Raw genomic sequence first — 12852 nt, forward strand, 5'->3', positions numbered from 1 at the left:
AAATAAACAGAAGATGAATACAGTTAAACAAAATAAAGAAGAAATATATAATGATATATTAGAAGACATTGCTCATGAAGTATTGATATTTGGTGAGCAATTAAGTTTAAAGATTTATAATCTTATAAATAGAGATTATGAAGCACAAGAACGTTATCCATTTGAAGAAATAGAAAAAATTGTAATTAAAAAATTAAATAAAACAAATGAAGAAGATTTAAATAAGTTAAAAGAATTATATACTATTATGAATAATATAGCTTACTCATATTTTAAAAAGTGTGATGAATATTTTAATAATGAAGAAAAGTCCGAAATAAAATAGCAATTAAAAAAAAATAATAATTTATAAATAAAAGGCCTGTCTTGGGCCTTTTATTTTGCACCACACTTTTTTATGTGCTGTATAATCGAGGAACTCTTTTCTTTCGGTAAGATTATCGATAATTTCACAAAGTTGATACAAGCGCTTCTACGTTACTTCTGTATTGTGGAAAATTCCCTAGATTCACGCTAAAAGATTTTGGTAAATTACGTTCTTATAATAATTTAATATTTAAATTAATTAGTTCTCAAAATGACTAAAATACTCATAGATAAAGAAGCTAACCTTAATAGTGAAGATTTTTTAAATACAAAACAATATGCTGAATCGCTAGAGAACTTAATTTCTTCAGCACCTAAAGATATTCCACTAACAATAGGATTATTTGGAGAGTGGGGTTCTGGTAAATCTTCAATAATAAATACTGTTAAAACTAATTTAGAAAATCTGCAGGATATTAAAACAAAATTTATAGTTTATGATGCCTGGAAATATGCTAATGATTCTTTTAGAAGAATGTTTTTGCGTAAAGTTCAGCAAGAGCTTGGTTTAGAAATGAACGATTCAATGGCTTCTTTTTACATTAATAAAAATGAAGAAGTTGAGATTAAAAAGAAATTTAATATTCCTTTCTTGATGATTATTGTGGTGGCACTACTTGTCGCTATTATAGTTGCAACTAATCTTTCTCTGAGCAGTACAGCGGGTCTGACTTTGACTATTCTTGTCTCGATACTCGGATTTATTGCTACAGTTTCTTCTAAGGCATTCAATGAATATAAAGTCAATGTCCAGAAGCCTCAATTGTTTGCTCCAGAGCAATTTGAGGAATGTTTTAAAGAGATGTTAACTAATTCATTTAGAAAAAAAACATTGCTTGAGAAGGCAGATAACTTCATCAAAGGAACTAGTAGTAATCAATTCGATAGAATTGTAATTGTTATTGATAACATAGATAGATGTCATAAAAATATAGCTTATGATTTATTGACTAACACGAAGAATTTTATAGAAAATGGATTTAATATAATATTCTTAATACCAGTGGATGAGGTCGCATTAAAAAAACATATTTTTAAAAATGATGGTAGTAATCCAAAAGAAAGTGAAGAATTTTTAAGGAAATATTTTAATGCTACAATTCGTATTAAGCCATTCAAAAACAGTGAAATTTACGATTATGCTAAAAAACTAAATGATAACAATGAAATAGGATTTAAGCCTGATACACTTAATATTATTGCCAAAGAGTATGCTTCAAACCCTCGTAGAATTTTACAGTTTTTTAATAATTTACAATTAGAATTATCACTTTTAGGTGCAAAGCATGGGCAAGAATTTGCATTAGAAAATCAAAAATCGATTTGTAAATTTTTAATTCTTAGGGAAGAATGGCCTGAATATTATAACCTTGTATGTTCGAAACCAAATGTTTTTTTCTCAAGCGAGCAGGGAATGAGCAAAGAAGATTTAAAATCTGATTTAGCTAGCTTTTTAAGAGAAACGTTCGTTATCACTATGGATTTGAATTATCAAACATTAGAAAAAATTATAATTAATAGTGATAATTATGATTCTTTACCAGATGTTTTACTAAAATTTGTTGATGATGAAAACTTAGATAGCTTCTTATTAGAACTGAATGAATTGTCAATTACTCAGGAAACAGTATTAGATACTTTTATATTTAAATTACGAGATGCAATAAAAAGAGGATTTATAGAAACAGATGTACCTAATTATATCAATAGGATTATGTATTTGTTATCTAATTTAGAAGCAGTTGACATTTCAATTTTAAATAGCTTTCAAACTGAATTAACTCAAAAAGGACTTAGCTTACCATTAGTTCTAAAAAAGCTTCCTTCATTTTTAAATTTAGTATCATTTAATAATGTTCTAATAAAAATTAATAACGAATATTTAGACAGTATTATTGTTACTATGCTTAAAGACGGTAAAGCTGAAGACGGTACTTTGGATGCATCTGGTCAATCCTTATTTAAGAACTATATTGATAATATTGATTTAAAACATGCCAGCAATGTTAAAGAATTATTTGTTGGTTATTATAAATCACAAGGAACTATCTATTTAAATGATTTAGACCTAAGACAAGATGTTTTACCAATTATTATCGATAAGCAATTTATATCAGAACAATTGATTTCAGAGGAAACAATTTATAGTAACGATCAAAATATTGAAGATTTTCAATATTTAGCAGATAATTTGGAGAATCAATCTTTAGTGTGGGAATCAATTATTGATAAGACCACGGAAGATTTTGAGCCAGTATCAAATCAAATAACTGAGAATAAGCTTAAAACAATTAACATTTTAAACAAAATATTAACTGTTTCTGATAATATAGAATTATCTGATGAATATCGAACAAAGCTTGGTAGTCTATGTGAAAAACTACTAAGTGATCGAGTTGAAAAAAGTACGGCTTACCCATATAATAATTTAACAATTGATTTTTTTAGTGAGTCGTCTGCTGACGATCGGCGAAAAATAATTAAGTTTCTTTTTGAAGCATATAGAATTTCATTAGGTGTCAATTCAATTGCTAAGTTATTGTTGGGTATTTATTCCAAAGACGAGGAGTTGTTAGAGGTAGCATTTAAGGATTTTATAATTGAAAATTCCAATTTTTCTTTCTTTCCATTGAAACCTATTGTTTTGCTTTTTCAAGAATTTAATGAGAATAGACTTTTTATAACAGAAAATTGTCTCTTAAAAGAAAGTGATAAAGAAAATGTATATTCTGATATTGAAGTGAAAGAATTTCTACTAAGAATTTATAACCAATATCACTTAGAAAATAATATTGGTGTTGTTTTCAAGACCTATATGAAAAACAAAAGGTCTTCTAGGCTACTTAAAGAGGTTTTATCACAATTAGAGTTATCTGCCTTAATTGCGCTACCACAAGATTTAATGATGTTAGTTATTGAACAGCTTCAGAAACAAGAAAACTTGGTAGAGAAAAAAAATGATACAGAGTTTTTATCGTTTTTAATTGAAAAGGGGAATCAAGGAAAGCTGCTTCCAATATTAAAAATGAATACATTAGACCAAAATCTAGTTAATCAATCTTTGGAGCTTTCTTTAAAAATCAACAATGTTGAATTAGGGAAATTAGAGGAGTTTTACACACACTTAAAGCAAAAAGATGTCGAAGATATTGCAGATAAAAAATTATTAAAATCAGTTCAAAAAAATATACAGGCGCAAATTAATAAAGCCAAAAATTAAAACTCAATTATTTTTTTTGAGTCTACATTTAATGCTAAACATAAAGTAAAGATTGTACTTAGAGTAGGATTAACCTCTCCTCTTTCAATTCTACCAATTTGGGAGAGAGGTACATCGGCTAAATTGGCAAGTTCTTCTTGAGATAAATTTTGAGAAGTTCTTAAATCTCTTACCCTTTTGCCAAAGGCCTTTATAACTTCGTAGTTTTTAATTTTTATCACGCATCCAAATTGCTGGATACTTTCGTTTTGAATAGACGCATATATGCGTTATTTTAGATTAAATTTAAATTGACTTATGAAAAAAATCATTCTATTAATTGCTAGTATTTTCCTAAATACTAATGTTGTATTTTCTCAAGAGCAGAGTAAAAACATTCCAAAAATAAATAAAGACGCTCTTTATAAAGCAAGCTCCAATAAACCAGCTTTGGAACAAACAAAAAAGCAACTTCAATTTTTCAGTTACCATTTATCTCAATATCAGCAACCAGTCTTGGTTTCAGCAAATAATTATAAAGCATATTTCAAAAACATGGGTGAGACTAGAGAACAGGGACGGATAATCTTAGATGGAAAAATGAAAACATTTACTTTGAAATGGTTGAACGGAGAAGAATGGACAGCAAAGTTTGCTAAAAAAGAAAGTAAAGTTGAAAATGATGAGTTTTTTGGAGAAGTTTATAGAACGACATATTTCGGTAAGTGGATAGACGATGATTTTGAATGTATTTTAGTATTAACTAAAACAAAATCATCTGGATGTATAATAGTTTTAAAATCAAAAAAAGTAGTTGATGTTGATTATGGTATAGATACTTGGATGAAAATTTTTACCCTTGGTACTAGAGGAGAGTGCTTTTAATGGTATATTATAATCTATTCTTATGTAGAAGAAAAGAAAGATTTTTTCTTCGAAAATTCTCTTTTTACGTTTGCAGGTTATTAAAAACTGTAAATAAATATGAATTGTGATTTCTCAGAAGTTAAAAATATCATTTTAGCTTATCCTCTAAATTTTAAAAATGAGTTTAGTAAATGTTCATTTGTAATTGATGAACTTATAAATAACTTACCATTAGATATTAATATCCAAATTGTAACAACTGATGAAGCAGCATTATATCAGTTGAATAATATGCATCCTAACAAGATATTTCAACCATTATTAATTGAGAAATGGGATGATATATGGATGCGTGATTGCTTAGGCTTTATAAACGATAATAAGTTTATAAAGCCTATTTATTTTCCAAAGTACTGTGATTACAAAAACAGATGGAATTACTTTGAGAGAATAAATAAGCTTTCTAGGAAAATAATTAAGCACTTTATAAATAAGCCAATTGTCGATTTGCCGTTAATTTGGGATGGTGGCAACTTGGTAAACAATACTCGATATGGTTTCATTACCAGTAAAATTATAGAAGACAATCCATCATTTACTAAAGAATATATTGAAAATATCATTAAAGATAAGCTAGATATTCAGCCACTAATCATTAATAAATCTATAACTGATGTTGTCGGTCATACTGATGGATATATGTCCTTTATTAACGAAAACAATATTGCTATTAGTAATTATCCAAATATGGCATTTTTAAAAAAAGATAATGAATATTTAGAGTATCTAAGCAATTATTCCATTGGTAGGGGGTTGGCTATTACAAGAATTAATGATAGGCCAATTGATGAAGCAGTAGCGTGTAATTGCAATATTTTTAAGCGTAAGGGCTGTTTTTATACTGCAAAGGGCAACTACATAAATAACTTGCGCATTAACAATACTATAATACTTCCAGAATACACTTTGTCAACAAAAAGAGAAACGGAGTATTACAACCAATCTAACAAAGAAATATACCAAAGTTTGGGTTTTGATGTTAAAGGTATTAATTGCGATAGTTTAGCTCAATTTGGTGGTTCTTTACATTGCCTTAGTTTTACGTATTGAACCCTTAATCGTAGAGAAATTCTAAAAATCCTTAAAGAAAATAATGTCTAAAACTAAAATTCAATAATTAATTGTTTTTTATAATCTTCGTTAATAAATAATCTAAAAATTATGCACTTAAGAACTTTTGACATTTTTACAAAAAAAGTAGACCAATATTATAATGAATTGGTTGAGAAAATTGATTTTGCTGTAAACGGAATTACTCATAACGCAATGAGTACTGAAGCTGTACAAGCTCTACAATTAAAAATATTTAATGATTTATATAAATTTCCAGAACTTATATTAGGAGCGGAAACTAAAAATGACAAAACAGAGGAATTACAAATTAATAATGCTAGGTCGTTGTTCCCAGAGAGGTTTACTTTTTCAATGAGTAGTTCTACATCTACAGTAACAGAGATAAAGTATAAAGTTGGGTTTAATGGCGATAGAAATTCTTTATTATTAACAGAAAAATACAATCCTAGGTCATTAAGAGGAGTTTTGGAGGCTAATTCTTTTACTTTAGAATATCATTTTCAGGGTTCGGATTTTGACGCCAATGGGCCAGCCATTAAATCACAAAAGGAAAATTTACTTAATTTGTTAAAGGAAAATAATGATGATGTGAAACTATTTTTCGAAAACAAAAAACAAGCATTTCTTAACCAAATTAAGTTTAAAATAGAAAATAAGCTTCAAGCTAATCAAACAAAAATTGATAATTCTCACAAATATTAATTCATATAATCTCAAATTTAAATCTTGTATGGGATTTTGTATGGGAAAAAAGAAAATCCGCGAGATTATTGAAATTTCGCGGATTCTTTTAAAGATTTGTGGAGCCGAAGGGAGTCGAACCAATATCTACCGCCTTTTTGGTGTGTTTAACGGGGTTTTTAATACTCAAAACAGGGTGTTTTTTATGTGCTGGTCAGCTATCTGGTCAGCTTAATTAATTAGTTGCTTTATCGTAAACCTTTTTAACAAGGTCTTTAACCATGCTTTTTAGGCTTGCGACCTCTTCAGTTAATCTCTTCACTTCTGATGAAAGTTCAATAGTATCATTAAGCGTAGGTTTTTTAACTACAGTTTTCATACTACCCTTTCCGTGGTAAAACCACTCATAGTTGAGCTGCAATTTATTGTGAAGTAGCTTAGGCACCTCTATTGGAATAAGGTTAGCGCCACTTTCATATTTATTGATTTGTGGCTGGCTGCATTTTAAGAATTCAGCCATTTCTACCTGGCTTAAATTGTTGGCTTTTCTAAAAGTTCTAAAACGTTCTGCCTCCACGCTCGGGTTGGCTTTAGTTATTACTTTCTTCGAAGTGGCTCGCTTTGATAAATTTTCCATCGGTTCTTTTAATAAGGTCTGTTTCCAAATCTTTTTGAGTAAGTGTTATATTTAGGTTAAGCTTAAACGAGCTTACACCAGTCTTTTCAAAATCATTCTTCACCTCTTCTGGTTCAGCTTCTGTACGATTTTTTGTAATTATTTTTATAGTTCTTTTCATAATTACCAATCAGATTTTTGGGAGGTTAAAGATTCTGCATACTTTTTCAATCCTTGATTAAAATATTCCTCAATTGATTTTATTGCTTTCTCATCCTTAACTTCACCTCTTTTATTGAAGAAATCACGCATAGTTTTCTCTCTAAAAATGTCGCCGGTATAGGTGCTAATTTTATTGATATTAAAATTGACTTTTACCTTGTCATCTTTAAATTCATAATTAGATGTATGATTAATATCCCAAGATGGATTTAAGTATAGCACCTTCATTTTAACAGCCTGCTTTTCAACACCATTAAGTATTATGCTTTGGTTCTCAATCAACGTCATCACTTCTTTTGGAGAAACGTATAATTTCGAAAAATATAACAATGAAGATTTGTATAAATCTGTTTGTTTTTTGTTCGGCACATCAATGACAACGTAATTCTTTGTAGTGTCAGCGGCGTTTACAAATCCATTAGGCGTTAATTTGAATGACTGTGAAAAAGCCGAGGTGCAAACTACAGAAAGCATTAAAATTAGAATAGTTTTTTTCATAGTGTTTTAGGGTTTTAATATCGAGATTCTATCTCCTTTTATCAATTACGGTAAGTACATTAAAGATTTGTGCAATATCATCAAGGTATAAATCTTCATCCGGATATTGTTGCTTATCTGGATTCCATGAATGAATTGTTATAATTCCGTGCTCAACATCATGAGCGATTATTTCTTTTATTAGTATACCGTCAGTTTTGTGAACGATGATAAATGCATCATTTGAATGTATATGCAACTTCGATTTCCAAAGATGGCTTGAAACCTCACGGCCAATAGCTACTCTTTTAGGAAAAATACTTTTCTCAGCCCATTGTTCACTCATAAGATTCACCATACTATACCCAACGGTTTCAAAACCCAGGTAAGCACCTCTCGCCTCTTTTTCGACTGGTATTATTTCATATTCAAACGTGTCAAAATACTCAGGGTCAGCAAAGCCACGTAAATAACCAAGTTGCGCTTTTGCCGGCACTATTTTAACCCTCATCGCAGAAACCCCACCTTCTTCAGAATAAGCAAACTTATCATCATTATCTTTAAAAATTTCAGGGTCAGGCATACCAAACCTTGGTATTGCCTCAATCACAGGCGATTTACCAACCCCAGCCTCAATATATGTCCAATCTACATCTTTAAAAGCATTAGAAATTTTTTCTATCATGCTTGGCGATATGTTACCTTTTATCTTGCCTATAGAACCATTGCTCAAACCTGCAATAATCTCAAATTGCCTAATCGTCAAGTCTTTATTAGATATGTATTCTAGGAGTCTATCTTTCTTTGTAGAAATTTTTTCTATTTGATTTTCAGGCATTTAGATTAATAAGCTAAATTATTTAGATAAATAATATAAAGTATAGAATAATCTTCTATACATTTGTATTGTACAACACAACAAAGATAAATATAAACTATTAATTGCTATACCCCAAAAAAGAACCAAATGTTAAATAGCCGTAATCATAGTAAGCTCATTGCCGGCCTTGTAGATAAGGGTGTTGAGTTTTTTGTTCACCAGAATGAAATTAAATGCGTTCACGATGGCAAGACTTTCACTTACGAAGAATTTCCTCAATGGATTTTTGATAAGATTTCTGATGATATGTTAAGCAACCCAGAAGCATTGAAATCACTTGCTAAATGGGAAAACTTATCTCAAGAAGATTATATGAGGCAATACATCTATTGCAGATACGGTGGTTTAGACACTGAACCAGATATTTCAGTTGAAGGTGAGCTATCGTATGCTGAATACTTCGATTGTGGTTTAAGAGGTACTTGTAATTACGAAGGAAAATTGTGCTGCACTATCAAAGTAGCCAACGGGCACTTGACTAAATCTGAAATTGAAATTCTTAAACGAATCGATAAATCGTATAAAATAATCGCTGATGAGCTTTTCGTAAGCACAGACACTGTTAGCGGACATATTCAAAACATCATGAAAAAAACAGAGCTAAACAACAAGGTTGAGCTTGCAATTTTCGCAACAAAGAAGGGGTTCGTGAAATGAGCGTCTTAATTATCGAAAAGCAAAAAACTTACCGAGAATCAATTCTCGACCTTGAGCCAGGCGAAAAGGTTAAAGTGCCCTACGAAAAGCGTGTAACTATTGCGCCAATGATTAGCAAGTTCAAAAAAGAACTTGATTATTTCAAACGCAGGTATTCAACAGAAGAGATTTCAGAAGAGGGTCAACACTTACTACTAATAACAAGATTGGAGGATAATAAAGATGAGCCAGAAGCAAGAACTTAAATTATTGAAAGCCAGAATTAAGATTCTGGAAAAACTCTTCTTGGAAGAGGCTATTAAATGTCAACAATTAACAGAGCAATTATCAGCTAAAAAATAAATGTCAAAGTCGGTTAAATATGAAAAGTACGAACGTTCACAGCTTAATGTTGAGATGATCAAACGCGCTTTTATAATTGCCCACAATGATAAGATAAGAGCAAAAAAGAAGGCAGATGCTGTCAACACACCTGCCCATCTTAAACTTACCTGTCAACAGTAAATAAAAGAACCATGTCAAAATTAGAAAAAACAATCAAATTAAGTGAGGCAACCTATGAGGATGTTGCAAACTTTCTTAACAAAGAGGCTTTTCATGCTCAAAACCCGACTGATAGCCTTCGTAAGTGTGAACATGCAGAATCATTTAACAATTGGAAGAATGAAACCATGTTAAACTACCCCGATGCTACATTAATCATCACAAGCGGTGCAGATTGGTTTAATGAGGTGAGAGTAAGCGACCCTGTTTTTAAAGAAGATAAAGAGACCTTCAATCAAGCAAAATCCACTTTTCTTCAAACTAACTTTTATGGAGGGTAACGTGATGAAAAAGTATTATCAAAACCCAACCGGCAAAAACAAATTTAAAGAGCCTCAATTCAGCATTGATTTAAAGATTATAAAAATCATGCTAATCGATTCGCTGAAAGCTTTTGCAATTGCTCTTTTAACTGGCTTAGCTGTAATCATGTATTTTTTTTCTGGTATATGATTACTCACAAACAATGGGTGTACTTTGACCGAATCGTTTATGCCATCCTTTTCATTGCCGTAATAATCGGCGCATTAACTTATTAAAAATCAACTAAAATATTATGTCAAATCAAGTAACAAATGTTATGGCTGTATTGAAAGCAGCTAAACCAATTGAATTAGTAGAATTAGATTTTGTTAAAGACAAATTCATCGCATTACACAATAGCTTCACCGGTTCTGATAGAGGTGAGCAAGAATACCATGTTCAGGTATTTAATTATAAAAAGATGCTTTCAGAAAGCACAACATTAAAAGATTGTAGCCCTCTTTCATTGTATGGAGCTTTCTTAGATGTTAATGTTAATAGGCTCAGTTTAGAACAGGGCCCGAAACCAGATTGCTACATCACCAGCAAAAACTTTAATGTTGCTCCAAAAGGTCAACCTGCAGTTTGGGAAAAACGCGCACAGTTAGCTATATCGCCTTATGGTGAATTAAAGATGAGATTGCGTGCTGGTCAGATTAAGCATGCTGATAATCCTGTAATAGTTTACGAAGGTGATTTCTTCGAAGTTACAACTGATGTTCATGGAAAGTCGGTAGTTCATAAAGCTATTATCCCAAGAAAATCTAAAACTATCGTTGCATCATTCATTCGCCTGGTTAGACCTGATGGCTCAGTTGATTTCTCGGTAATGACAATCGAAGATATTGACCGATTGAAGGGTTATTCTAACAGACAAAATAAAGGTGATAATAATAATGATAAAGCAAATGCTCTTTACACTTCTAATAATGGGCAGATTGATACAGGATTTTTATCGGCTAAAACAATCAAGCACGCATTCAGCACATACCCAAAAGTTAATGTTGGTCAATTCTCTGCTGTAGAATCAGAAGAGGTTCCCCAACCGGAAGCTATCGATTACGGTATCGACCCAGAGCGACACTCTGCAACAGGTAACACGCAAGATATTGAACATGAAGTAGTGAATGATGATTTCACGAACGAACTGAAAGCTCAATCTCAAGAAGAGCCTGAAAAAACACTTGTGATTGCAGGTGATGACGATGATGAACCTGAATTTTAATTAACACAATTATAAACCACAGGCGGCCGGATAAAACGGTTTTTTAGTCTACGTGACCGGCTGCCTTAACCATTAACATTTCAACTTTAAAATAAAAGAACCATGTCAACAACAACAGAATTAGCGAAAATCGATGTCGACGAGATAGCTGAAATTATGCAGGGAGCATCTGCCGTGCTCAGTAAAAATGAAAATCTAGCCTTAGCAGCTGAAAAAGGCGGCCAACAATTGCTTGATACTATTGAAGCAGAAGGCATGAATGATGAGCTTGATTCTGCCGCGAACCAATGGCAAGTAAAAGCAAAAGATGCAGCCGGCATTTTAAATAAGAGAAGGGTACCCATCACCCAGGTGATTGACAAAATGAAAAGCTTCTTCACCGAACTTGAAGGTAAAATCGACCCTAAAAAACCAAACAGCGTATATTCAAAAATTCAAGCTAAACGGAATGAATGGGCTGGCGAAAAAGCTAAAAAAGCAAAGGCTGAACAAGACGCCATCATCAAAAAGCAAAACATTGCTAATGAAAAAATAAGTCTGGCTGCTGAAATTGCAACGCAAATTAAGCAGATTTATAACACTAAGCTATTCACCTTTAAAAAGTTCGTTACCGACACGTACGATAAATTGACCATTGATAATGCCGCTGAAATCAAAGGCAAAATCAATGATGTTAAAATCAACTATCCGCTGGAGGCTTTCGATAAAATAGTGCCAACTGTTTTTGCTAAATACTTAAACGATGAACAAGTTGGTGAATTAATAGTTGAGTGCAGAGCCAAGCTTTACGATGATTGTGCAGCCAATTTCAGAGAGATTATGGAAGCTCATAAAAACGAAACGCTTGACCTGATACCTTCACGTATAAATGAACTTAAGGCAATTGCAAAATCTAGCGAAGCCGAAAGAAAACGTTTAGAAGAGCAAGCCGAAGAGCGCAGGCTGCAAAAAGTTAAAGATGAGCAAGAGGCTGCAAAGCAAAAAGCCCTTGACGATGCGAAGGCGATTGAAGACCAGAAGAAAAAAGAAACTGCTGGCAATTTGTTCGATTCTGCAGCTGCCTTAGCTCAAGTCAAAGAAAGTACCGGCAAATCTCGTGAAGGTTATACCATCAACGTTCTCGATACAAGTGGTATTGCTGACTTGTTTATGTTCTATTTTGAAAAAGAAGGACGAGGGTTAACAGTTGAAAAGTTCTTGAAAAAAGATTTCACCCAAATAAAAGCTTTTGCAGAAAAGTTTGCTCATAAAAATGATGAGAAAATTATCAGTGAGCACCTTCAATATGAAGAAACTTATAAAGCAATAGCATCTAAAGGATAATAACATGGGATTAGATACATCACATAACGCATTTCACGGGGCTTATAGTTCTTTCATGCGATTTAGAATGCAATTACTTGAGCTTGTTAATGGCTCAGATATTAGTGAATTTGAAGGCTATGGTTTAGACGCCACTAAACCAGTTTCAACCTTAAACGACGGTGGGTTAGAAATACTTTTTAACCATTCAGATTGTGACGGCGAAATTTCGCCCGAAGACTGTAAGAAGCTAGCCGAAAGTTTAGATGCTTACATTCCCAAAATGGACACAGAAAGCGAACTGTATAGTCGCTCGGTACAATTCAGAGACGGATGTTTACTGGCTCATTCACTTAATGAAACTTTAGATTTTCATTAGC

At 31.8% G+C, this 12852-nt stretch carries 16 protein-coding genes; 11 read left to right on the forward strand and 5 right to left on the reverse strand.

The window, feature by feature from the left end:
• Positions 1-13: 13 nt before the first annotated feature.
• On the forward strand, positions 14-325 hold the full coding sequence (locus tag LUA90_RS01690) for a hypothetical protein (protein ID WP_231489854.1): 312 nt from the start codon (positions 14-16) through the stop codon (positions 323-325).
• 252 nt (positions 326-577) lie between these two features.
• Positions 578-3586, forward strand: coding sequence for a P-loop NTPase fold protein (locus LUA90_RS01695; RefSeq protein ID WP_231489855.1), 3009 nt, complete (start codon positions 578-580; stop codon positions 3584-3586).
• On the opposite strand, the gene LUA90_RS01700 is transcribed toward LUA90_RS01695, so the two are convergent.
• Entirely contained in the window at positions 3583-3807 is a 225-nt protein-coding gene (locus LUA90_RS01700; RefSeq protein WP_231489856.1) for a helix-turn-helix domain-containing protein, read from the reverse strand. The two genes, LUA90_RS01695 and LUA90_RS01700, sit on opposite strands and share 4 nt — an antisense overlap.
• A 76-nt stretch (positions 3808-3883) precedes the next feature.
• Between LUA90_RS01700 and LUA90_RS01705 the strand changes: the two genes are divergently transcribed.
• The 3 genes from LUA90_RS01705 (at position 3884) to LUA90_RS01715 (ending at position 6268) form a co-directional block, all read left to right on the forward strand.
• A complete protein-coding gene (locus tag LUA90_RS01705) occupies positions 3884-4450 on the forward strand; it encodes a hypothetical protein (protein WP_231489857.1) in 567 nt (188 codons plus the stop codon).
• 99 nt (positions 4451-4549) lie between these two features.
• A complete protein-coding gene (locus LUA90_RS01710) occupies positions 4550-5542 on the forward strand; it encodes an agmatine deiminase family protein (RefSeq protein ID WP_231489858.1) in 993 nt (330 codons plus the stop codon).
• 111 nt (positions 5543-5653) lie between these two features.
• On the forward strand, positions 5654-6268 hold the full coding sequence (locus LUA90_RS01715; RefSeq protein WP_231489859.1) for a hypothetical protein: 615 nt from the start codon (positions 5654-5656) through the stop codon (positions 6266-6268).
• Between the two features lie 214 nt (positions 6269-6482).
• On the opposite strand, the gene LUA90_RS01720 is transcribed toward LUA90_RS01715, so the two are convergent.
• Genes LUA90_RS01720 through LUA90_RS01735 form a run of 4 tightly spaced genes read right to left on the reverse strand, consistent with a single transcriptional unit; the run spans position 6483 to position 8400 of the window.
• Positions 6483-6884 carry a helix-turn-helix transcriptional regulator gene (locus LUA90_RS01720; RefSeq protein ID WP_231489860.1) on the reverse strand — a complete coding sequence of 134 codons (402 nt, stop codon included), beginning with the start codon at positions 6882-6884 and terminating at the stop codon, positions 6483-6485.
• The gene (locus tag LUA90_RS01725) at positions 6838-7044 is read right to left on the reverse strand and encodes a hypothetical protein (protein ID WP_231489861.1); all 207 of its coding nucleotides are present in this window, start codon (positions 7042-7044) and stop codon (positions 6838-6840) included. The genes LUA90_RS01720 and LUA90_RS01725 overlap by 47 nt, the downstream gene beginning before the upstream one ends.
• 2 nt (positions 7045-7046) lie before the next feature.
• Positions 7047-7583 (reverse strand): DUF4468 domain-containing protein, encoded by a 537-nt coding sequence (locus LUA90_RS01730; RefSeq protein ID WP_231489862.1) that lies wholly within the window; start codon positions 7581-7583, stop codon positions 7047-7049.
• A 28-nt stretch (positions 7584-7611) separates the two neighbouring features.
• On the reverse strand, positions 7612-8400 hold the full coding sequence (locus LUA90_RS01735; protein WP_231489863.1) for a helix-turn-helix domain-containing protein: 789 nt from the start codon (positions 8398-8400) through the stop codon (positions 7612-7614).
• Between the two features lie 129 nt (positions 8401-8529).
• Here LUA90_RS01735 and LUA90_RS01740 point away from each other — a divergent pair, with 129 nt between their 5' ends.
• The 6 genes from LUA90_RS01740 to LUA90_RS01765 all read left to right on the forward strand — a co-directional run bounded on the left by LUA90_RS01740 (position 8530) and on the right by LUA90_RS01765 (position 12851).
• Positions 8530-9099, forward strand: a complete 570-nt coding sequence (locus tag LUA90_RS01740) for a response regulator transcription factor (RefSeq protein ID WP_231489864.1) — start codon at positions 8530-8532, stop codon at positions 9097-9099.
• Positions 9096-9344 carry a hypothetical protein gene (locus LUA90_RS01745; RefSeq protein WP_231489865.1) on the forward strand — a complete coding sequence of 83 codons (249 nt, stop codon included), beginning with the start codon at positions 9096-9098 and terminating at the stop codon, positions 9342-9344. Before LUA90_RS01740 ends, LUA90_RS01745 begins: the two co-directional genes overlap by 4 nt.
• A 270-nt stretch (positions 9345-9614) precedes the next feature.
• The gene (locus tag LUA90_RS01750) at positions 9615-9923 is read left to right on the forward strand and encodes a hypothetical protein (RefSeq protein WP_231489866.1); all 309 of its coding nucleotides are present in this window, start codon (positions 9615-9617) and stop codon (positions 9921-9923) included.
• Positions 9924-10198: 275 nt separating this feature from the next.
• A complete protein-coding gene (locus LUA90_RS01755; protein WP_231489867.1) occupies positions 10199-11170 on the forward strand; it encodes a recombinase RecT in 972 nt (323 codons plus the stop codon).
• A gap of 102 nt (positions 11171-11272) precedes the next feature.
• Positions 11273-12493 (forward strand): hypothetical protein, encoded by a 1221-nt coding sequence (locus tag LUA90_RS01760; protein WP_231489868.1) that lies wholly within the window; start codon positions 11273-11275, stop codon positions 12491-12493.
• A 4-nt stretch (positions 12494-12497) separates the two neighbouring features.
• A complete protein-coding gene (locus LUA90_RS01765) occupies positions 12498-12851 on the forward strand; it encodes a hypothetical protein (protein WP_231489869.1) in 354 nt (117 codons plus the stop codon).
• Position 12852: the final 1 nt, after the last annotated feature.

Origin of the sequence: Pedobacter sp. Leaf170 (assembly GCF_920984665.1) — a bacterium.
Taxonomy (GTDB): domain Bacteria; phylum Bacteroidota; class Bacteroidia; order Sphingobacteriales; family Sphingobacteriaceae; genus Pedobacter.